The following is a 21,052-nucleotide window of genomic DNA, read 5'->3' as shown; positions in this document are numbered from 1 at the left end:
CAGTTTTTAATCTCATTTTATCCCCAGCACCTGGCGAACCTCGGGAATATGCTTGCGGCTCACAGGGATTTCCGTGGCCTCCTTGTCCTTCATGCCCAGCATATAGGAGCCGTGGAACCAGGGAATCACCTTGGCTATGGCCTCAGTATTGACAATGTATTGGCGGTGTACCCTTAGGAAAAGCTCCGGATCCAGCAGCTCCTCCAGCTCCGCAAGAGTCATGGACAGCTGAAAATCCCCCTCGTTGGTGCGGAGAAACACCAGCTTTTCCTTCACGTAGGCCAGAATAATATCCCGTTGCTGCACAGGAACCAGGGCACTGCCCTTTTGAACGCTGATGGGACGATAATGAGTAGTCCCCTGGGAATGTGGAGTCCCCGGAAGGGAACCCGATTGAGCCGCCGCCTCCTCCTTGTCCACCATGGAAAACAGTGAACGCACTTTTCTGAGGGCCTTGGTGAGCCTGGCCTGCCCAAGGGGCTTGGTCAAATAGGCCACCGCATTTGTTTCAAAAGCAGGCAACGCATATTCCTCGTATGCGGTCACAAAAATAATCATGGGAGTTAGCTTCAGTGTGGCCAGACATTCGGCAAATTCCAGACCGCTCATACCCGGCATTTTTATATCCAAAAACAGAAGATCACAGGGATTTTGCTGAAGATAGGCCAGGGCCTGCTGACTTTGCTGGAACTTGGCCACCACCGATATATCCGGGTGGGCCTCCAACAAATATTCAATATCATCACAAATAGGCTGCTCGTCATCAACTATCACTGCCCGTAGCATCTATCCTCACCCTTTCATGTACAAAAAAATTGCCTTTGCACTCGCCTTAATTCTATCATTTACCACAGTACAATTCAATTAACTAAAGGGAGAAAGCCAAGCTTCCTCCCTTTAATAATTTAACCAATATTATAACGCCATTGTTCAAATTTTTCTTCTTTAGAAGAAAAATCTTCCAATTAGCGTTTCAACGAGCTGGGAGATATGCTCGCCAGCTGTTGTAGTTTGTTTTCCTCCACCTAAAGAGGTGGGGGACATCTTAAAGCTCGTTATACTTTAATATTTTTGTCGCTCCATCTGTCAGAAAATTCCCAGGAACTTCCAATAGGTCTGTGAGAATACCAGCAGCAGGAGATAACCGATAATGGTAATCGGCAAACCTACCTTAATACAATCCTTGGCGGTAAATGTCTCAGTGGCAAAGGCCAGAATTCCCTGTGGGGAATTAACCGGCAGAATAAAGCCGAAGCTTACTACAAACTGCAGTACCATGGTGATTCCCACGATGTTCAGCAGAGGATTGTCCAAGCCCTGCAGCACTGCAATCATAATCGGAATCATTGATGATGCAACAGCTGTGGCACTGGCAAAGCCAATGTGTACAACGATGAGGAACAGTGCCAGAATGGCAAATACCATAAACACGCTCATGCCTGCAAGGCCAAAGCCTACTGAAAGCTGATTGGCCAGCCATGAAGCTGCCTGAGTGGACAGCAGGGCCGACCCCATGCTGATGCCGATACCAAAGAGTACCAGTGTGCCCCAGGAAATACGGGACTGGGCTTCCTTCCAGGTCATAATACCGATTCCCGGCATAAACATTAATGTGATGGCGATTACAGTGGAAGTGGTGGTGTCCAACGGGTGAAGAATTTTTTCAGTAACCCAGAGGAACAGCAGACCCACGGATATCAGCAAAAGCTTCTTTTCTGAGGACTTCATTGGTCCCAATTCCTTCCGTGCTTCCTTTACTGTGGCATCCCCGCCTGCCACCTCATTCATTTCAGGTGGTAATATCTTCCAGCAAAGGAAATACAGAACTACTGACATAATAGCTGCATAAGGAGCTGCTGCAATAAACCACTCAGTCCAGGTTATATTGGCACCCAGCTGCTTGTCGATAAACCCAAGGGCCACCATGTTCTGGGCCGCCGCGGTCTTGATACCAATATTCCAGATACTGGCTGCGTGAACTGTTGCGATCATCAGCAGTGCGGCGAAGCGGCTGTTCCGCTCCATTTTGAAAGCGGCTATTATACCGAGGACGATTGGAACTATGCAGCCTACACGGGCTGTGGTACTGGGAACGAAGAATGCCAGTACAAAGCCTACAAAAATCATGCCTGCCAAAATCCTGTTGGTTTTTGCACCTACCTTGGACAGAACAAACAGGGCTATCCGCTTGTCAAGTCCCGTGTGCATCATGCCGGCTGCCAAAAACAGGGCCGCGCCTACCAAAACCGTTCCGCTGGCGCTGATTCCCGTAAAGGCTGTTTTAATTGCACCGGAGGTCCCCATAAGAGCTGTTGGGTCCTGCGGGTTCGGGGCCAGGCCCAGACACAGGATCATTAAAGTGGCGATAATTGTGGCACTGACCGGGTAGGATACAGTTTCTGTAATCCAGATTATAACTGCAAATACCAGTATACCCAGCATGCGATGGCCAGCTGTGGTAAGATCCGCCGGGGTTGGCATCATAAAAATTGCCCCCATTGCCAAAAAACCAAGCAGCAAACCATATTTTTTGAAAACCAATGATAACGTAATGGGCTCAATTGCCATACCCTTCATTTCATGGGATAATTCCATACTACACACCTCCTAAATATAATTTCATTGCTCGTTTCGTAAATCAGTGCACTTTTTCTTATGGTTAGTATAATATTTCGTTATAGCAGAAACGATAAAAATCTTCCCAATGGTGCAAATTGACCCCTGAATGACAAAAAAGAGGTGCTGAATTTTCAGCAACCTCTTTAAAGATTAATTATGTAGATTAATATCCTAATATGATTCCCGGACTGGTGCCTTAATATTTACCTCTATTACCCTGTCAAATACCCTGTTCTCGTATATAAACAGCAATGTCTGAGGATGGGGGGCATCAAAAACCTCAATGTGATATTTCTTGTTCAGCTCCCGCCAGTTGGTGAATTTAAACCCGCCAATAAGATCAGAGGCATTCTGCCCCTTAGGGAGCTTGTCACGCCAAAAGGCCGCGGTCTGCTCCTGATATTTTTCCCTGTTCCAATTGAGAAATTCAGGCCTGTTCTGGCCGCTGTCAGCAGTAAGAGCATCAAAACGCATGAGATTGTCCATTATAAGGCGACAATTGTCCATGTCGTCATGCTGGTCATCAGCACCTGCCACTATTTCAAAGAAATCCCACAGATAGCCGTAAAGGCTCTTTGCACTGATGGCCCGCCTGTGGTTTCCCAGCTTTTCCCAATAATCCGTAAAGCGGGAATAAAACCCGAAGGCATTGCCCCCAAAGAAATTATCTATCATATATTCCATGGATTTCAGGCATCGCCCGGCATTATGATACAGCTCGAAAACCTCCTCGAAAATATGGAGCCAGCGAATCTCACCATAATCCATAACATCATTGGACAAAACCTCGTATGGACCAATATCCATATACTGATACTGGTATTTCTCCACCAGCTCCATCATGGCGGAGCCCTTCAAAAACTTCAAAAATCCCAGCTGCAGCATGTCCGTATGGAGGCTGTACAAATCGTTAAAGGACTGGCCGAAGGAGGCCAGATCCTCCCCGGGGAGGCCGATAATAAGATCCGTATGAATGTGCATATTGCGGTTTTTCTGCAAAGCCCTGATGTTTCGGCAAATATCCTCCCAGTGGTTTACCCGGGAAATGCGCTTCAGCACCTCCTTGTTGGTGGTCTGAACCCCGATTTCCAGCTGGACCCTGCCCTTTGGCATTGACTGAAGCACCTCAATGGTTTCCCCGTCAAGATAGTCCACCGCCACCTCAAAATGGAAATTGGTGCGGCAATCCGGGGGCAAATCCCTGATAAACTGAATAATCGGTAAGAAATGAGCTTTTTTGGCATTAAATGTACGATCCACGAATTTCACCTGCCGCACATCATGGGCCACAAAGAAGCCCAGCTCCTTAAATACTTCCTCCAAGGAGCGGTAACGGACCCCGGCGGTGGCACAGGAGAGGCAATAGGCGCAGGAGAAGGGACAGCCCCGGGAGGTCTCGTAGTAGAGAATCTTCTCCTTGATTTCCTCCATTTCCCCATCAATATATGGAAATGGCAGCTTCAACAGAGCCGGATTATCCATGGCCGCCACAGTTACAGCCTGCCCCTCGTGAATTATTTTATCCCGCCAGGCAATCCCGGGATTTTGGGGAGGCACAGTGAGCTTTCTTTCATTATTAATAGCCCCCTGATTAATGACAAGGTCCAGAAGCTCCATAACAGCTTCCTCCCCTTCCCCCCGAACCACGAAATCCACGGCAGGATTATTCTTCATAAAGTCAGCCACTTCGTAGGAAACCTCGGGACCACCACAAATAATAAGGGAATCTGGCAATACCTTCCTAACCAGTGGGAGGGTATGTTTTATCAGCTCAATGTTCCAGATATAGCAGGAAATGCCAATAATATCCGGCTTATGCTCATAAATTTCACTGAGAATATCCGGCACGTAATTATTAATGGTAAGCTCCAAAATCTCCGACTCAATATTAAGCTTGGCCGCCGCCTGACGAAGATAGCGGACCGTCAGGGAGGTGTGGGAAAATTTGGCATTAAATGCCAGCCAAAGAACTTTCTTCATAATCTGACTCCATGGAAAGGCCCATCAAAAAATTTTGCCTATAGCAAATTTTTACCAGTTGGGTTATAATGTGAAAGGATGTGTACCGTTCTGAACGAATACATAGGACGGAATATGATAAAAAGGAATGTGATTAATAATGATACCTGAAAAGTTTATGCAGATTGGCGCTGCAATTATGCAGAATCCTGAAATGCTCCAGAAGCTCAGCGAAGCAAAGAGCCCTCAGGAGGCTTATGAAATCGTAAAGGGCCTTTTGGATGGCATGACCATGGAGGAATTCATGGCTACCGCCGCCACCCTGGCTCCACTTATCCCAGCTGACCTCACTGATGAGCAGCTGGCTGCCATGCCTGCCGGCAACATCATCAAGGCCTTCAAGGGCTGGGTTAAGGATCTGCCAAAGGCTTAATCCATCTGCAATTTAATATGATTACACTAAAGGGACTGCATAAGCAGTCCCTTTTCATTTCCTAGTAAAAAATATCCAAACTCTTAGGTACAGTTTCGATTTTCAGAGGCAGCTTAGGGCCCACCTCGCCGTCAATATCACTGGTAAGGTCCTCAGAGCATTCCACCTCAAATGTGGAGGCCTGACGGTAGATAACCTCCTTGCGCTGGGAAATGTCCTTTCCCGCCAGAAGCTCCGTGGTGACAATCATCAAATCCGCCACATTGCACTGCTTCATAATAATAAGGTCCAGCACACCGTCCTGAACACTGGCCTGAACCGCCACTTTTTTGAAGCTGGCCACCACGCTGGAATTAACCACCAAAAAGAGAAATGCCTTCTCCTTGATTTCTTCCTTTTCCGTGCGCACAGTAAGGTCAAAAGCCCGGAACTGGGGCAGTGTCTTTAACCCATGAACATAGTAGGCCATTTTTCCGAAGGCGTTTTTCAGGCGGGTATCCACCTCATGGGCAATGGAAGTAACCATGCCCGCGCTGGCCACGTTGATAAAATATGTATCCCCCACCTTGCCCAGATCGATTTTCATGGTTTTCCCCGAAGCAATGCGGTCAAAATATTCATCTGTATCAAGGTTCAGGAAGGTGGCAAAATCGTTGGAGGTACCGGTGCCGATAATGCCCATGGGGATATTCAGCTTTTCCCTCATAATGAGGTTCACAATCTCGTGAACAGTGCCGTCACCACCGGCGGCAATAATACCGTCGGGAGCAGCCAGCTTTATAAAATCCACCAGATCCGCGTTTTCAGGGGTGGTTCTGTAGGGAATCACCATGCAGCCACGGCTCTGGAGCTTGTAAATTATTTCATCAAGGCGCGTTTTGAAAACCGCCTTGCCGGAAACCGGATTATATACCAAAACCAGTTTTTTCATTCTAAAAAATCGGCCTTTCTATGCAAAATGTAGAATACTAAACTCAATGGGCCTTAAATCAGCCCTTGTATACGCCCAGCTTGTGCATGGCCTTGATGCCAAAGCGGCCAATCATAGGAATACGGGCCATATCCTCCTCCATCATGCCGCCGATAAGGAGCAATACTGCCAGATAAACCACACAGCCCAGGAGGCAGGCCCCAAAGGTGGAAATTACATTGCTGCCCCAGGCCGCCAGGGTATAATCGTAGAAATACCACACGGAACCCGCCATAAACGCAGCAGCCACAATGGTCTTTAAAAGCTGTGGGATTTCCATGCGATAGCCTATATATTTGTAGATAAAGAACAGATTTATTACAGCCGCCACACCCATGTCAGCAGCAGTTGCCCAGGCCGCACCCATAATTCCCAGCCAAGGCTTGGCAACCAGTGTCCAGTTGAGAATAACCTTGGCCACAGCCGCCACAATCATATTCACCATAGGAATGGACGGGTGACCCAAGCCCTGAAGCACGGCGGTGGACACCTGATGGAGTCCCAGAAGCACGATGCTGACGGCGGAAACCATAATGGCAGGCCCCGCATTTGGCGCATTATATATTAATGAAGCAATAGGGGTAGCCAAAACAAAAACCACCACGAAGGCTGGGAAACAAACGGCGTTGGAAATACGTATACCAGATGCAGTCTGGCTGAATACCGCCTTGGCATCCTGCAGGGCACGGGCCTTAGAAATGGCCGGCACAAGGCTTACAGCCAAAGATGCAGTAAGAATTGTGGCCAAATTTACCAGAGGCACCGCCATACCAGTGAGATAACCGAAGAGCTCCGTGGCCTCATTTACGCTGTAGCCCGCCACCTCCAGACGCTGTGGCACAATGGCCAGGTCCAGATTGGACACCACTGGCAGCATAATGCTGGCAGCAGACACTGGCAGGGACAGTGCGAAAATACGCTTGATAATGCCCCAATTGGAGGTTTTTTCCGCATCGGGAAGTGGCTTCAGCTCATGGCCAAATTCACTGACAATATCCTTTTCCAGCTTCCAGTGGAAATATACCAGCACGATAAGTCCCGTCACAGCACCGGCAAAGGCACCAAGGCTGGCACCAGCCGCTGCATAATCAAGACCATAAGGCAAAAACAGGCTGGCAAACATTATCATGGTTACTACACGGAAAATCTGCTCCACAATCTGGGAAACAGCCGTTGGGGTCATACGCTGCCAACCCTGCAAATAGCCACGGGAGCTGGCCAGCAAGGTTACGAAGAAAATCGCCGGAGCCAGGGCAACTACTGACATATAGGCACGGGCATCACGGATAAAATGGAAATCTATGAGCCACTGGGCGCCGAAATAAGTCAGCAGTGAAAATACAATACCAGTCACAAACATCAGTGACATGGAAACCTTAAATACCCGCTTGGCCCCCAGAATATCCTTCAGAGCCACCCGCTCAGCAGTAATAATGGAAATGGCCACCGGCACACCGGCTGTGGATACACTCAGGGCGAAAAAATAAATTGGGAAGGCCATCTGATAAAGACCGATACCTTCACCGCCCAAAATTCGGGAAACGAAAATCCAGTTAAGGGAGCCAATGACCTTTACCACGATGCCGGCAACAGTCAGAATCAGGGTACCCTTAAGCAAAGATTCGCCCTTGCTGTCCTTATTGTTATCTTTATTGTTATCCTTATTGTTTTCAGAAACTTCCTCAGTACTAATCTTGCTCACACCCTCACAGGTTATAATAAATAGTTGTACGCCACCCTAAAATTGTGTTTTAATAATAGATGTAGCTGTTTAATTCTTAAGTGATGGCATAATAAGCCATGCTAAAAAATTATATCACTTACAGTCATAGACTGCAAGCACGCGAGGAGTCTATAACATGGATATCAATATCATCGATTTTAATACCACCATAGGGGGGAAAAAGCCCCGTACCATCCAGGGCATGGCCAACACCAGCAACTGCCCTTTTTGTGATGTGGAGCATCTGGTGGGTATTATCGAAACAGATGACAATATTATATTATTGAAGAACAAATATAATGTGATGGAGCCATCGGATCAGCTGGTGCTTATTGAAACGGACCAGTGCAAATCAGATATCCCCGATTACTCCAAAGAGCAGATACGCCGGGTAATCCACATGGGAGTAAAGCACTGGATCAAAATGCTGAACTGCGGCAAATACCGCTCCGTTATTTTCTTTAAAAATTTCGGTCCCATGTCGGGCGGCACCATCCAGCACCCACACATGCAGCTGGTGGGCTATCCGGAGCTGGACCCGGACCTGATGTTTGACCCGGTGGAATTTGAGGGACTTAAAATATTTGAGGACAAGGGGGTGGAGCTGAACACCTCCACCAACCCCCGTATAGGTTTTTCCGAGTACAATCTGGTGCTCCATGAGGAAGCATATTCCTCCAATGGCTCCAAGGACTCCGGGGCTTCCGGGGAATCCTCCGAAGTAATGGCCCTTATGCCAAATGAGGACAGCCTTAATATGTTAGCCGACCTTATAAAAGAAACCGTAACCTTTATGAAGGGATATTTTAAACGGCCGAATTTCAGCTATAATCTTTTCTTTTATAATGTTGAAAAAAAGATGCGGGTAAAAATCATGCCAAGATTTGCCACCCCGCCAATGTACGTGGGCTACAATATACACCTGAGGCCTACCTCCATTCCTGATTTCGCTGACAATCTGAAGGCACATCTGAAGGACCAGGGATATATAAAATAATTTAAGGCCAAATGTCTACCCATATTATCCTAATGTCCACAAACAACAGTATATCACAAGATGGAACATATACATTTTTGTTCCATCTTTTTTGTTTTTGCCCTTTTTATATTAGCAAAAACCCGATAATTACAAGGTTTTTATAAATTGTTTGCTGTTTTGGTTCATGTTACAAGTTTACACATTTTTATATTAAATTGTCTTTCCTTTTTATTTTTTATGTGTTATAATTACGCTCGTATACTAAATAGAAAAGAGGTTTTGATTATGGAATCAAGAAAATCCTTTGGCGGATCCTTTGGATTTGTCCTGGCTGCTGCCGGATCTGCTGTAGGCCTTGGAAATATCTGGAGATTCCCTTACCTTGCTGCCAAGGACGGCGGCGGACTTTTTTTGCTTATTTATCTTATTTTGCTGCTGACCTTCGGTTTTGCACTGCTGACCACTGAAATTGCCATTGGCCGCAAGACAAAGCAGGGTCCTCTCACAGCGTACTCCCGTATCTGCAAGCAATGGCGCTGGCTTGGTCTTCTGGCCTGCTTAATTCCTGCAATTATTATGCCGTACTACAGTGCCATCGGCGGCTGGGTAATCAAGTATTTCCTTGCATTTACCACCGGAAGCTACGTGGAGGCAGCTCAGGATGGTTACTTCGTGGGCTTTATTACCGCCCAACATGAGCCTTTGGTTTACATGTTCCTGTTTTTGATGGCTTGTACAGCAATTATTCTTTTAGGCGTAAACAAGGGTATTGAGGCATCCTCAAAGATTATCATGCCAGCCCTGATTATACTTATTATTGCCATCGCAATTTATTCTCTGACCATTACCCACACTGACGCCAACGGCGTTACCAGAAGCGGTATGGATGGTCTGGCCATTTATCTCATTCCGAACTTTGAGGGTCTTACATTCAGCCACTTTATGAGCGTTCTTGTAGATGCCATGGGCCAGCTGTTCTTCTCCCTGTCTGTTGCCATGGGTATTATGGTTGCCTACGGCTCCTACGTAAGTGATAAGGCCGATGCCGTTTCCTCCGTAAACCGCATCGAATTCTTCGATACTCTGGTATCCTTCCTTGCTGGTCTCCTTATTATCCCAGCTGTATTCACCTTCATGGGCAGCGAGGGTCTTTCCGCCTCCGGCCCGGGCCTCATGTTCATTTCCCTGCCAAAGGTATTTGAAAGCATGGGTACCGCCGGCATCATCGTGGGCATTATGTTCTTCCTGATGGTTCTTTTCGCAGCCCTTACTTCCGCTGTATCCATCATGGAGGCAGTTGTTGCCAGCTTTATGGATTACTTCCATATCACCCGCGTGAAGGCAGCTCTGGCTGAGTTTGCCATCGCCCTGATATTTGGTACCATCGTATGTCTGGGCTACAACGTATTCTACTTCGAACTGCCACTGCCAACTGGCAGCACCGGCCAGGTTCTGGACGTTATGGACTACATTTCCAACAGCATCTTCATGCCAGTTATTTCCATCGGTACCTGTATCATGATTGGTTGGGTTGTGGGTCCAAAGGTTGTTATTGATGAAATGGAAAAGAACGGTGAAACCTTCACCCGTAAGTACATTTACATTGCAATGATCAAATACATTGCCCCTGTACTTCTCTTTATCCTGTTCCTGAAGTCTTCCGGCATGGTAAGCTTCTGATTAACAAATTAAAACGCCGTCAGTCCTTGGGGGTATCCCCTATTGGGCTGGCGGCATTTTTGCGTTTACAGCGCATTCATTCTTCCTTCAATATTTCCGAAACCTTCTCAAAATCGAAGTTGTCTATGGCCTGGGCCAGGGCCGTTATTTTTTCCTGCTGATCCTCCGACAATTGATAGTTATGAAGCCCCTCCAATACCTCTTCAATGCCAAAGCTGTCAAAGGCGGCAGCACATTCACGCAATTTTTCATATGTCTCTGCCAGCTTTTCTTCTTTTATGGAGGGCTTGTCAGTGCTTACGGCTTCTTCCCCGGAGGTGGAAGCTGCCAACAGCGGCCGAAGCTGCTGCCCCAAGCGTCTGCACCGCTCCAAAAGGCCTCCCACTTCATTTTCCACCTTTTCCTTATCCCCTGCCTTCCCGGCATTTTCCAGTGCCAGGGCCAGTTCGCCGATGCTTTCTGCACCAATAATGCGGGAGGTGCTCTTAAGGGCATGAATTTTTATGGTGGCATTTTCCAGATCATCAGCCTTCAGATATTCGGTTATTTCTTCAATGTATTTGTTTACGCTGGAGGCATATACCTTAAGGGCCTCCAGATATGATTCCTCATCACCGTTATTTTTTATGCCCGCTTCCACATTTACCTCTGCCAGATTATAGATGAAATCCGGGAGATGTTCTTCACCCTCTTCTATGGTAGGTATAACTACATCACCTATATTTCCTATAGGAGTCCAGTCCACCACCTGCTGCTCAAGAGCAAAATAGAAATTGGAGCCCAGCTTGTAGACGCTTTCCACCTCCAGGGTTGAATCCATGAGCCCCAGCAAACGCTGTGTAATGGTTACCCCCAGGCCGGTGCCTCCCACTGTCGGACCTCTGCCCTCCTCAATACGCTCAAATTCCACAAAGAGCCTGGACTTGTCCTCCTCTTTTATGCCCTGGCCCGTGTCCTTCACTGACACGTGGAGACCGATGTGCTCCTCACCCATTTTCTCGGCGTGCACGGACAGTATCACCCGCCCCTTTGTGGTGTATTTCACCGCATTGGTCAGGAGGTTCATGAAAATCTGCTTAATGTGGACATCATCCCCGTAGAGGATTTTCGGCATATTGGCGTCAATATCCAGAACAAATGACAGCTTCTTGGCCTCTGTCTGGGGCTTTATTACCGTCACCAGCTCATTGAGCAGCTCCCGGAAATCGTATTCCCGTGGCGCAATTTCCATTTTTCCCGCTTCAATAATGGAAAAATCCAGAATATCGTTTATCATTCCCAGCAAATCCACGCTGGCATCCCGAATGCTTTCCGAGTAGCGTATAGTCTGTGGCTCCCGGCTTTCCTCCAGAATCATGGAATTTATACCCAGCACCGCGTCAATAGGCGCCCGAAGCTCATTGGAAATGGTGGACAAAAAGGCAGTTTTGGCATTATTGGCCGCGGCCACCCTGTTGGAAACGTCAATGAGGGCATCCCTTTGCTGTCTTTCCTCGGAAATATCCTCCAATATCCACAGGAAGGTGGCCACCTTCCCCGCTGGGGTATGCTGACAGCGCACCACCCGGGCACGGAGCCATTTCCCCTGTTTTGTCATAAAGGTGGTGGTGGCTGACACCCTGTATTCCAGAAGCAGCCCCAGTATGGAAAAATCCACGAACTCCTTCATCTGGAGCTTAAAGTGTTCCTCCACCTCTTCATTTACATAATCCAAAAAAATCTGCTGAGCATTCTCCCCATCCGTCTTAAGGGCCTCATCCTCCCGGGCAATGACAGGCCTGATGGTATTGTTGATAATATCAACCTCTTTAAATTCATAATATATCTGGGCCGCTGCGGCCATGCGCTCATTGAGATCACGGGATTTCATTTCATTGGCAGCATATTTGTCCAGCAATTTTAGCATCATAAAAAATATGCCCATTATAACCAAAAAACACAGGGCAAGATTAAGGACAATCACCTTGATATTGTCAGTAAGGCTGGCATTCAGGCACCACACAGAAACCAGGGCAATCAACACAATACAAAGCATAACCCCGGTAAATGATGTTTTATCAGTTTTCTCGGGGCCCTTAAGGGCGCCCTTGGTCATCTTGTCCATGAAATGCATAGTCATCCCCCTATCCCTTCGCCCTTATTTTTTTAGGCGGATAGTTCCCATAGCGGGGCTGCATAATCACCTACTTAATAGGTGTAACTTTCTCTGGCGGCAGGTATTTCATTGCCATTTGCTCCAGCTTTATAAAGTCTATAGGCTTGGTGAGATAGTCGTCAAAGCCCTCGTTTTTATATAATTCCCAGGCCCCGGACACGGCATTGGCGGTAAAGCAGATCACAGGGGTTTCCACGTTAATGGCAGATTTCTGCTCCTTTATTTCATGGAGGGTCTCAATGCCGTTTTTCCCCGGCATCATGTGGTCAAGGAAAATCAGATCGTATTTTTTCTTCTCCGTCAAGGCCAAAGCTTCATTACCGCTCTCAGCAGTATCAATCTTCACCATGGTTTTCTTAAGAAGATTCTTAAATACTACCAAATTCATAGGTGTATCATCCACCACCAGCAATTCTGCCTCCGGGGCTGTAAACTGCTGATGATACTGGTGCCCAGCTGAGGTAGGGGCCACCAGCACCTCATCCATGTTCCCAAGAGGCGCCCAATCCATCACTTCCTGCTCCAGAGTGAAATAGAAACGGGAGCCAACCCCATAAATACTGCCCACCTCCAGCTTTGAACCCATCATGGACAGAAGGCGGGTGGTAATGGAAAGCCCAAGGCCCGTTCCCTCAATATGGCGGTTCTTCACCTCGCCAATTCTGTCAAATTTGGAAAAGAGCTTGTCCATATCCTCTTTCTTGATGCCGCTTCCCGTATCCTTTACAGCCACATTAAGCAGTACATGGTTTTCGTCCTTTTTCTCAAAATCGATACTAAAAACAACGCTGCCCTCGGCGGTATATTTCACTGCATTGGTGAGCAAATTTGTAATAATCTGCTTAAGACGGATATCGTCGCCCCTAAGGTGCTTCGGTGTCTCCGGGTCTATTTCCAGGGAAAATTCCAGCCCCTTCCCCTCTGCCCGGTATGAAATCATATGCACCAAATCATTTATCACTGCGGACAAATCGTATTCGGCGGAAATAATTTCCATTTTCCCCGCCTCAATCTTGGAAAAATCCAGAATATCATTTACCAGGGCCAGCAGGGTATGTCCCGCCGCATCAATATTTTCCGCATAGGAAAGAATGGGACTGTCCTTGCTGCACTCCCGCAAAATCATTTCATTCATGCCCAACATGGCATTTATCGGTGTCCTTATTTCATGGGACATATTGGACAAAAAGGCGGACTTGGCCTCACTGGCAGCCATGGCCCGATCGGAAATGTCCCGCAGGGCCTCTCTTTCCTTTCTTTCCTCCTCAATTTCCTCCACCAGCCACAGAACCCTGGATATCTGTCCCAATGGTGTATGCTGGGAAACGATAAAGCGGCAGCGGCACCAGATTCCTTCACTGTTTTGAAATTCCATGGTAATGGCGTTGCGGTCCCCCAGACGGTCGGGCAGGGTGGAAAAATCCAAAAAATCCATCACCTGATTTTCCCATGAGGGGTCCAGATGCTCCTTCATGCGGAAAATAAGAGCTGCCTGGGCGCCGCTGTGCTCAGTGACCTTGGTGCCCACAGCATTTTCCTCATCCATTTCAATATCGATATAGGTATCGTTGATAATGTCAAATTCCTGCACAAAAACGTACAGCTTGGTAGTGGCACTTAGCTGATGGTATAGCTGTCTCGACACCTGATCCTTGCGCTTGCCATGTTTTATAACCACATAGGATACCCCTATTATGGCCACAAGGGCCAGCACTAACACTGCAATGTTCAGAACTGGCATAATATCTCACCCCCCATTACGCCTGTGCATAATGAGCCCTTAAAATATCGTCAATTTTCCCTATCAGTTCTTCCTTGGTGGCAGACTTGAGAATATAGCCCTGAGGCTTTAAGGCCAGCACCTGGGCTATGGATTCCCTGTTATCGATGCCCGTGAGAAAGGCCACGGGGATTCCCTTTGTTGCCCCATTGGAGCGGAGCCTTTGCAGCACCTCAGGCCCGGACATTTCCGGCATATTGTAGTCCAGCAGCACCAGATCCACATTGTTCTGACTAAGGAAGGTAAGGGCCTGGGCTCCTGAGGTAACGGCATTCACCTGGAACAGGGAGGACAAATGCCCCCGCATCATCTTGCAAAAGGCCGGGTCGTCGTCCACCACCAGAATTTTTTCCTTCAGCTTCCTCTGCTCCTCAAAGGCATCTACCACCCGTTCAAATTTATCCATATTAACGGGCTTGTCAAACCAAGGATAGGCCCCCAGCTCCGGCAAAAATTCCACCACATCATGATGGAAGGTTATTTCACCAACAGTAATAATCTTGCGGCGCTTGGCCCGCAGATTTTTTACAAAGTTGACCAGCTCCTCCTGCTTCTTTTCGTTGGTGAGGACGCTGCCCCCCAAATGGAGCACAATCACAGAATCATCATTTAAGTACTGATACATATTCCAGGAACCGGCCACCGCCGTATGAACAGTGTAGCCCATATTATCCAGCCCCTGAATAATGGCCTGTACTGTAATGGTCTGGCCAAAATCTATTAATACTATATCCTTTTTAACTGCCGGTTTCTGTTGCTTTTTGTTCTCCATGCTATCCCCTCCTGACGGAATTACTGGCCTATGAGCCCAAATCCCACAGCCGAAGCCGATTATTCACATAATATTTTGTGTATAATATTCCACGCCAGATGGGGCATTCCTGCCTTTTGGGAAAATTTCTGTGCAATAAAACTTCAATAAAACCTTCAATATATACACAGAATGATCCATCATAATTCAAAAGAGCCGCCCCATGAAAATTCATCAAAGGACAGCTCTATGATTACCTCCATTACGTCCTCCTTGGTGGAAAAATGGTAAAAGAAGGTGCTTTTGGCAACAAAAAACTGCCGACCCTTCGGCCGACAGTCTCAAATTACGCATCATTACCCGCTTCAAAAACATCTATACAATCATGATAATCACAGGCTGCTCCCTTAACGGACACGCGGTTTCCATCCTCAAAAAACTGCTCCAGCCACACATAAAACATTTCAGTGGACCCAAATTCCCAGGATTTTGACTCCAGCCACTCACGAAGCCTATGATTGCTGGTAAAACTCTTTTCTATGCGCATCCTAATCACCTCCAGATGTACTGCTTGATATATTTTCTACTATTTTACCAAAAATCCTGCATAAAATGCAAAAATTAATGTCTTTGGGATTATTCTTATTCTTGCGCTAAGGTCCTTCACTTGTTAATATTAATTTGTTACATAGAATACAAGGAGTCAAAGCTTATGAAGAACGAACGGATTATTTCCATAGATATTTTTCGGGGACTGACGATTTTTATAATGATACTGGGGAACCTGTCCCCTGATTGGAGCTTTACATACCCTACCCTCCTTCATAGCAGTTGGGTGGGTATTAATCTTATAGACCTTGCCTTTCCTTCCTTTATCTTCATCATGGGGGTATCCACGGTTTTCGCCAATTCATTAAAATACACCGACTGGCTGGGAAAGGTGGTAAAGCGCACCTTTATTCTGTTTGTATTGGGGCTGCTGGTGAATCATCTGCCGTTGGTGTTCACTGCTCTTTTTTCCTCTGATTATACCTTTGCCCAGGCGGACAATGATTTTCTGACCTACTTCCACCCCTTTGGGGTGCTGCAGCGCATTGCCCTGGTATATTTCTTTGGAACAATTATTTTTCAGGGCGTATCCCGTCCATGGCCCCTGTTTACAGTTTCTTTGCTTTTAATGAGCATATCATCCCTTGGTTATTATCTATATAACCCTGGAGAGCCCTTCAGCGAGGCAAATAACATCAGCCTTTATATTGACCAGCATGTACAGGGAACTGCCCACAATTACATGGGGGCCCTCTATGACCCGGAGGGGCTTTATGGCACCATCAACGCCACTGCCACCATGCTGCTGGGCTGCTGCGGGGGACTGATGCTGAAATCCCCTCAGGAGTTCACCATGGCCAAAAAGAGCAACAACATAAAAAGCCTTTTTTCCCTTGGCATAGTTCTGATTCTTGCCGCCTGGGGCTGGTCCCAGTGGGAAATTATTTGCAAGCCCCTTTGGACCGCTCCATACGTGCTGTCCACCGCCGGCCTTGCCATGATTATGCTGTCACTTATGGAAGGGCTGAGCCATAGTGCCTTTTTCCGATTCTTCCTACACCCTTTAAAAGCCCTGGGCCGAAACCCGATTTTCATTTACCTGCTGTCTGAGTGGGGTCTGGCCCTGCTCTTTGCTATTCCTCAAAATGGGGAGCCCCTATACTTATGGCTCTACCACACCCATTTCTTTTCCGCCGAATCCCCTTTCTCTTCCACCTTCGCCTACACACTGATGTGGGACCTGGCCTTTGTGGTACTGGCTGAGATTATGTATTGGAAAAATATTATTGTGAAGGTATAGCGGATATTTTTTGGCGAGTTGGACGAAAATTTTATGGCGAGTTGGCCAAATATTTTCCGGCGAGTTGGCAGAGCTTTTGTTCTGTTGTACTACAAAAATAGCCTCATCCCTGGAAAGAGATGAGGCTATTATAATATTTACAGTATTTCCACCAGTTCGATACGGAAATTCAGCTCCTTCCCTGCCAGCTCGTGGTTGGCATCGAAGGTAATTTTAGTATCAGTCTTTTCCGTAACAGTTACAGGGAAAGGCTGTCCCATTGGGTTTGTAAGGTAAACCCGCTGGCCCTTTTCCAGATTCTCTGCTCCTGGAACCTGGTCAATTTCCACAGTCATAATGGCATTAGGATCTGCCTCACCATAGGCATCCTTTGGATCCATGTGGGCATCCTTAATTTCGCCCACCTTCATATCAGCCACAGCCACATCAAAGCCCCGGATCATCATACCGGCGCCGCATACAAATTCCAGTGGCTCACCACGGTCATAGGAGGAATCAAACTGGGTACCGTCGTTAAGGGTTCCCTTGTAGTGAACACGAACCTTCTTGCCTACATTAGGGCCCTCAATGCCCGGAACGGTATGGGAACCACAGCCGCCGCAACCCTCGTGACCGCCACAGCCACCTTCCTCATGGTGACCGCAGTCATGGTCCTCGCCATGATGGTGGTCACAGTTCACACCGGAATTTACCAGCTCTCCGGCCAGATATGCCTCCACAGCTGCGTCCACATCCCCGGAAGCACCGGAACACAGCTCAATACCTGCATTGGCCAATGCCTGCTGGGCACCGCCGCCAATTCCGCCACAGATAAGCACATCAATGGACTTATCTGCCAGAAGGCCTGCCAAAGCACCGTGACCGCTGCCGTTGGAGCCCACAATCTCTGAAGATACTACCTTGTTGTCCTGAACCTCAAAAACCTTGAAGCTCTCAGTATGCCCAAAATGCTGGAAAACATTGCCATTATCATAGGTTACCGCGATTCTCATCTATTAAAGCACCTCTTTTTTATACTATTCAAGAAATCACATCTTTTCATATGATAATATAGGTGCTTATAAAAGTCAATAAGTCAAGCTTTCACAACCACCATTTTGGCATATCCCTCGGCGCTGATGGTGCCATCCTCCAGAATAATCTCCGACTTCATTTCCACCACGTTGCGCTTGCGGTTTTCCACCCAGCCACGTATAGTAATAGGCATTCCCACAGGAGTAGGCTTTCTATAGCGGATTTCCAGCTTCCCCGTAAAGGCAGGCTCGCCGATTTTAAAGAGATAGCCTCCCATGGCCTCGTCCAGCATGGTGGAAATAATCCCCCCGTGAACCACCCCGCCAAAGCTCTGATAGTTCTTGTCCACCACAGTCTTGGCAATATACTGGTTTGAAATAATCTTAAAATCCAGCTTCATTCCAATAGGATTATTCTGACCACAGGCAAAGCAGTTTCCTGTGTCCTCCATTTTTCTCAATTCTTCAGCCGTTGGCATCACATTACCTCCATAAAATTCCAAATCATTATCTTATCATTTATCTTAGCATTTATCTTGTCATTTATCTTATCATACGCGGACATACAAAGAAACCGCCGGGCAAATGAGACCCGGCGGTTATCCTTTGTGCGTGTGTATTATTGGGGAGTATTATCTTAAGGAGATAGATTTACAGATGGGTAAACCTTGGAGAACGTATTAAATATGACTTACACTGCCTTGAAGGCCTGATCAAGGTCAGCAATAATGTCATCAATATGCTCAGTACCAATGGAGAGGCGGATGGTGCTGCGGCTGATACCCACATCAGCCAGTTCCTCATCAGTAAGCTGGGAATGGGTGGTGGTGGCAGGGTGAATTACCAGAGACTTCACGTCAGCCACATTGGCAAGGAGAGAGAAAATCTTCAGATTATCAATGAACCTGAAGGCCTCCTCCTGGCCCCCCTTAATCTCAAAGGTGAAGATGGAGCCGCCCCCATTAGGGAAATACTTCTGATAAAGGGCATGGTCTGGGTGATCGGAAAGGCTTGGGTGGTTAACCTTGGTTACCTTAGGATTCTTTACGAGATAATCAATAACCTTCTTGGTGTTTTCCGCATGGCGCTCCAGACGGAGAGACAGGGTCTCAGTGCCCTGGAGAAGCAGGAATGCAGCAAATGGGGAAATTGTTGCACCCTGATCACGGAGGAGAATAGCACGGATATAGATGGCAAATGCAGCCTTACCGGCAGCCTCAGTGAACTTTACACCATGGTAGCTTGGATTTGCCTCGGAAATCCAAGGATACTTGCCGCTCTTGGCCCAGTCAAAGTTACCGCTGTCAACGATAACACCACCAAGAGTAGTACCATGACCGCCGATAAATTTGGTGGCGGAATGAACAACAATATCTGCACCATGCTCAATTGGACGGATAAGATATGGAGTACCAAAGGTGTTATCAATTACCAGTGGCAGACCATGCTTGTGAGCCAGCTTGGCAACAGCGTCAATATCCGGAATATCAGAGTTCGGATTGCCCAAAGTCTCAATGTAGATGGCCTTGGTGTTCTCCTGAATAGCACCCTCGATTTCCTTTAAATTATGGGCATCCACAAATGTGGTCTCTATGCCGTACAGAGGCAGGGTGTGTGCCAGAAGGTTGGCAGAGCCGCCATAAATGGTTTTCTGGGCCACAATGTGCTCACCGGCCTTTGCCAGAGCCTGAATGGTATATGTAATGGCTGCAGCACCGGAAGCCAGTGCCAGTCCTGCCACACCACCCTCCAAAGCGGCGATTCTTTCCTCAAAAACCCCCTGGGTTGAGTTGGTGAGACGGCCATATATATTGCCTGCATCAGCCAGACCAAAGCGGTCAGCTGCGTGCTGGGAATTGCGGAATACATAAGAGGTAGTTGCGTAAATTGGCACTGCTCTTGCATCAGATGCCGGATCTGGGTTCTCCTGACCTACGTGAAGCTGAAGGGTTTCAAATTTGTAGTTGCTCATAATAATTTCTCCTTTTCCTATAACATATATTGATATAATTTCTTAAACTAATTTTATGAAGCGAAATTTGAGCTATAAAAAAACCGGGGCTTTATCCAAGCTCCCGGGCAAATGGCAACACAATCAGCCGCAACTCAAAGAAGACGAATGCAACTGGCCATAATCACATGCCCGGGAGTTACACATTCGACATACCCATGCTGCTGTCTTACAGGTGTTGTTTACTCCATACATAACATTCATCTCCTTTCTCAAATCTTTAATCTTGTTTGCTCAATTTCCATGTCTATATACTAAACCTATATGCCTACTATGTCAATAGGTAAAATAAAAATTTTTGATATTTTTTAGAATTATTTGAAAAGACTATTCACCATAGGGTAAAATAGGTAAAAAGGAGGTTATCGTATGATATCTACTAAAGGAAGATATGCCGTCCGCTTTATGATAGACCTGGCCCAGCAGCCAAATGACAAGCCCGTAACCCTTGATGACGTAGCCCAGCGTCAGGAGGTTTCCAAAAAATACATGGAACGCGTGGTAAAGATGCTGGTCAGTGCGGGACTTGTAAAGGGAACCAGCGGCAAGGGCGGTGGCTACCGTCTCCTGAGAAAGCCAGAGGAATACAACGTAATGGAGATTCTTCAGGTCACCGAGGGCCGTCTCACCTCTGTAGCATGTCTCCAGGAGGGGGCCGAGACCTGTCCGCGGGAGGCCAAGTGCCTTACCCTGCCTATGTGGAGGCTCTTCGATGAAATGGTGAGTGATTTCTTCACAAATATAACCATTGCTGACCTCATCAGAGGACACGAATAAACACCCGAAAACAAAAAGCAGAAACCGCTTTTTGATATGCTCCCCCTATAAGAGACAGTGAAAAACAAAAACTGTCATTATAGGGGGATTTTTCTATGCCACATAAAAAGAAAGCGACTACTGAAGAAATAATTAGAGTCATTCATGCATACTTATCTGAAGAAATTGAATTAAAAGATGCTGCCCAGCAACTTCAAGTTCATACTTCCACGATACGTAGATGGATAAGACATTATAAGGCCGAAGGGATCCAATTTTTTATGCCTCACGAACATAATCGTGTGTACTCAGCAGAGCTAAAGATGAAGGCTGTTCTTAGTTATTTAAACGGTGAAGGCGGCTATATGTTCATC

18 protein-coding genes are annotated in these 21,052 nt (G+C 47.0%); 6 read left to right on the top strand and 12 right to left on the bottom strand.

What is annotated here, in order from left to right; all coding sequences use genetic code 11:
- Positions 1-12: 12 nt before the first annotated feature.
- The 3 genes from T525_RS0107375 to T525_RS14610 all read right to left on the bottom strand — a co-directional run bounded on the left by T525_RS0107375 (position 13) and on the right by T525_RS14610 (position 4,599).
- Positions 13-786: a LytTR family DNA-binding domain-containing protein gene (locus tag T525_RS0107375; RefSeq protein ID WP_027406686.1), complete on the bottom strand. Its 774-nt coding sequence runs from the start codon at positions 784-786 to the stop codon at positions 13-15.
- A gap of 300 nt (positions 787-1,086) precedes the next feature.
- A complete protein-coding gene (locus tag T525_RS0107370) occupies positions 1,087-2,577 on the bottom strand; it encodes a DASS family sodium-coupled anion symporter (protein ID WP_156945659.1) in 1,491 nt (496 codons plus the stop codon).
- A 213-nt stretch (positions 2,578-2,790) separates the two neighbouring features.
- Complete coding sequence (locus T525_RS14610; RefSeq protein ID WP_037325441.1) at positions 2,791-4,599, bottom strand: B12-binding domain-containing radical SAM protein; 1,809 nt, start codon at positions 4,597-4,599, stop codon at positions 2,791-2,793.
- Between the two features lie 139 nt (positions 4,600-4,738).
- Between T525_RS14610 and T525_RS0107360 the strand changes: the two genes are divergently transcribed.
- Positions 4,739-5,011 (top strand): hypothetical protein, encoded by a 273-nt coding sequence (locus tag T525_RS0107360; RefSeq protein ID WP_027406684.1) that lies wholly within the window; start codon positions 4,739-4,741, stop codon positions 5,009-5,011.
- A 61-nt stretch (positions 5,012-5,072) separates the two neighbouring features.
- Here T525_RS0107360 and T525_RS0107355 read toward each other — a convergent pair whose 3' ends face one another.
- Both T525_RS0107355 and T525_RS0107350 read right to left on the bottom strand, forming a co-directional pair.
- Complete coding sequence (locus tag T525_RS0107355) at positions 5,073-5,942, bottom strand: diacylglycerol kinase family protein (protein ID WP_027406683.1); 870 nt, start codon at positions 5,940-5,942, stop codon at positions 5,073-5,075.
- Positions 5,943-6,000: 58 nt separating this feature from the next.
- Complete coding sequence (locus T525_RS0107350) at positions 6,001-7,674, bottom strand: polysaccharide biosynthesis protein (protein ID WP_027406682.1); 1,674 nt, start codon at positions 7,672-7,674, stop codon at positions 6,001-6,003.
- 166 nt (positions 7,675-7,840) lie between these two features.
- On the opposite strand from T525_RS0107350, the gene T525_RS0107345 reads away from it, so the two are divergent.
- On the top strand, positions 7,841-8,701 hold the full coding sequence (locus T525_RS0107345) for a DUF4931 domain-containing protein (RefSeq protein WP_027406681.1): 861 nt from the start codon (positions 7,841-7,843) through the stop codon (positions 8,699-8,701).
- Between the two features lie 267 nt (positions 8,702-8,968).
- Positions 8,969-10,363 (top strand): sodium-dependent transporter, encoded by a 1,395-nt coding sequence (locus T525_RS0107340; protein ID WP_037325439.1) that lies wholly within the window; start codon positions 8,969-8,971, stop codon positions 10,361-10,363.
- 76 nt (positions 10,364-10,439) lie between these two features.
- On the opposite strand, the gene T525_RS0107335 is transcribed toward T525_RS0107340, so the two are convergent.
- From T525_RS0107335 to T525_RS0107315, 4 genes are all read right to left on the bottom strand, one after another.
- Positions 10,440-12,476, bottom strand: coding sequence for an Hpt domain-containing protein (locus T525_RS0107335; protein ID WP_027406679.1), 2,037 nt, complete (start codon positions 12,474-12,476; stop codon positions 10,440-10,442).
- 70 nt (positions 12,477-12,546) lie between these two features.
- Positions 12,547-14,259, bottom strand: coding sequence for an ATP-binding protein (locus T525_RS14605; protein WP_051533471.1), 1,713 nt, complete (start codon positions 14,257-14,259; stop codon positions 12,547-12,549).
- A 16-nt stretch (positions 14,260-14,275) separates the two neighbouring features.
- Positions 14,276-15,070: a PleD family two-component system response regulator gene (locus tag T525_RS15620; protein ID WP_051533470.1), complete on the bottom strand. Its 795-nt coding sequence runs from the start codon at positions 15,068-15,070 to the stop codon at positions 14,276-14,278.
- A 325-nt stretch (positions 15,071-15,395) separates the two neighbouring features.
- Positions 15,396-15,596, bottom strand: a complete 201-nt coding sequence (locus T525_RS0107315; protein ID WP_027406677.1) for a hypothetical protein — start codon at positions 15,594-15,596, stop codon at positions 15,396-15,398.
- 165 nt (positions 15,597-15,761) lie between these two features.
- Here T525_RS0107315 and T525_RS0107310 point away from each other — a divergent pair, with 165 nt between their 5' ends.
- Complete coding sequence (locus tag T525_RS0107310; protein WP_027406676.1) at positions 15,762-16,898, top strand: acyltransferase family protein; 1,137 nt, start codon at positions 15,762-15,764, stop codon at positions 16,896-16,898.
- Between the two features lie 137 nt (positions 16,899-17,035).
- Here the strand turns inward: T525_RS0107310 and T525_RS0107305 are convergent, their stop codons facing one another.
- From T525_RS0107305 to T525_RS0107290, 3 genes are all read right to left on the bottom strand, one after another.
- On the bottom strand, positions 17,036-17,890 hold the full coding sequence (locus tag T525_RS0107305; RefSeq protein WP_027406675.1) for an FKBP-type peptidyl-prolyl cis-trans isomerase: 855 nt from the start codon (positions 17,888-17,890) through the stop codon (positions 17,036-17,038).
- An 83-nt stretch (positions 17,891-17,973) separates the two neighbouring features.
- Positions 17,974-18,390, bottom strand: a complete 417-nt coding sequence (locus T525_RS0107300; protein WP_037325438.1) for a PaaI family thioesterase — start codon at positions 18,388-18,390, stop codon at positions 17,974-17,976.
- A gap of 212 nt (positions 18,391-18,602) precedes the next feature.
- On the bottom strand, positions 18,603-19,883 hold the full coding sequence (locus T525_RS0107290) for an O-acetylhomoserine aminocarboxypropyltransferase/cysteine synthase family protein (protein WP_027406673.1): 1,281 nt from the start codon (positions 19,881-19,883) through the stop codon (positions 18,603-18,605).
- Positions 19,884-20,291: 408 nt separating this feature from the next.
- Here T525_RS0107290 and T525_RS0107285 point away from each other — a divergent pair, with 408 nt between their 5' ends.
- Both T525_RS0107285 and T525_RS0107280 read left to right on the top strand, forming a co-directional pair.
- Positions 20,292-20,699, top strand: a complete 408-nt coding sequence (locus T525_RS0107285; RefSeq protein WP_027406672.1) for an Rrf2 family transcriptional regulator — start codon at positions 20,292-20,294, stop codon at positions 20,697-20,699.
- 95 nt (positions 20,700-20,794) lie between these two features.
- Positions 20,795-21,052, top strand: a 258-nt coding sequence (locus tag T525_RS0107280; RefSeq protein ID WP_027406671.1) for a helix-turn-helix domain-containing protein, incomplete at its 3' end; no start/stop codon positions are given.

The sequence above is a fragment of the Anaerovibrio sp. RM50 genome (assembly GCF_000622005.1).
Classification (GTDB): Bacteria; Bacillota; Negativicutes; order Selenomonadales; family Selenomonadaceae; genus Anaerovibrio.
Note: the sequence above shows the minus strand (reverse complement) of the source record. Positions and strands in the feature narration are given on the sequence as shown.

What these genes read in the sequence shown, in the direction of transcription:
- T525_RS14610 (WP_037325441.1), bottom strand. Translation starts at nt 4,599, where the DNA reads ATGAAGAAAGTTCTTTGGCTGGCATTTAATGCCAAATTTTCCCACACC.
- T525_RS0107310 (WP_027406676.1), top strand. Translation starts at nt 15,762, where the DNA reads ATGAAGAACGAACGGATTATTTCCATAGATATTTTTCGGGGACTGACG.
- T525_RS0107345 (WP_027406681.1), top strand. Translation starts at nt 7,841, where the DNA reads ATGGATATCAATATCATCGATTTTAATACCACCATAGGGGGGAAAAAG.
- T525_RS0107340 (WP_037325439.1), top strand. Translation starts at nt 8,969, where the DNA reads ATGGAATCAAGAAAATCCTTTGGCGGATCCTTTGGATTTGTCCTGGCT.
- T525_RS0107300 (WP_037325438.1), bottom strand. Translation starts at nt 18,390, where the DNA reads ATGCCAACGGCTGAAGAATTGAGAAAAATGGAGGACACAGGAAACTGC.
- T525_RS0107305 (WP_027406675.1), bottom strand. Translation starts at nt 17,890, where the DNA reads ATGAGAATCGCGGTAACCTATGATAATGGCAATGTTTTCCAGCATTTT.
- T525_RS0107375 (WP_027406686.1), bottom strand. Translation starts at nt 786, where the DNA reads ATGCTACGGGCAGTGATAGTTGATGACGAGCAGCCTATTTGTGATGAT.
- T525_RS0107370 (WP_156945659.1), bottom strand. Translation starts at nt 2,577, where the DNA reads ATGAAGGGTATGGCAATTGAGCCCATTACGTTATCATTGGTTTTCAAA.
- T525_RS15620 (WP_051533470.1), bottom strand. Translation starts at nt 15,070, where the DNA reads ATGGAGAACAAAAAGCAACAGAAACCGGCAGTTAAAAAGGATATAGTA.
- T525_RS0107315 (WP_027406677.1), bottom strand. Translation starts at nt 15,596, where the DNA reads ATGCGCATAGAAAAGAGTTTTACCAGCAATCATAGGCTTCGTGAGTGG.
- T525_RS0107335 (WP_027406679.1), bottom strand. Translation starts at nt 12,476, where the DNA reads ATGCATTTCATGGACAAGATGACCAAGGGCGCCCTTAAGGGCCCCGAG.
- T525_RS0107290 (WP_027406673.1), bottom strand. Translation starts at nt 19,883, where the DNA reads ATGAGCAACTACAAATTTGAAACCCTTCAGCTTCACGTAGGTCAGGAG.
- T525_RS0107355 (WP_027406683.1), bottom strand. Translation starts at nt 5,942, where the DNA reads ATGAAAAAACTGGTTTTGGTATATAATCCGGTTTCCGGCAAGGCGGTT.
- T525_RS0107360 (WP_027406684.1), top strand. Translation starts at nt 4,739, where the DNA reads ATGATACCTGAAAAGTTTATGCAGATTGGCGCTGCAATTATGCAGAAT.
- T525_RS0107285 (WP_027406672.1), top strand. Translation starts at nt 20,292, where the DNA reads ATGATATCTACTAAAGGAAGATATGCCGTCCGCTTTATGATAGACCTG.
- T525_RS14605 (WP_051533471.1), bottom strand. Translation starts at nt 14,259, where the DNA reads ATGCCAGTTCTGAACATTGCAGTGTTAGTGCTGGCCCTTGTGGCCATA.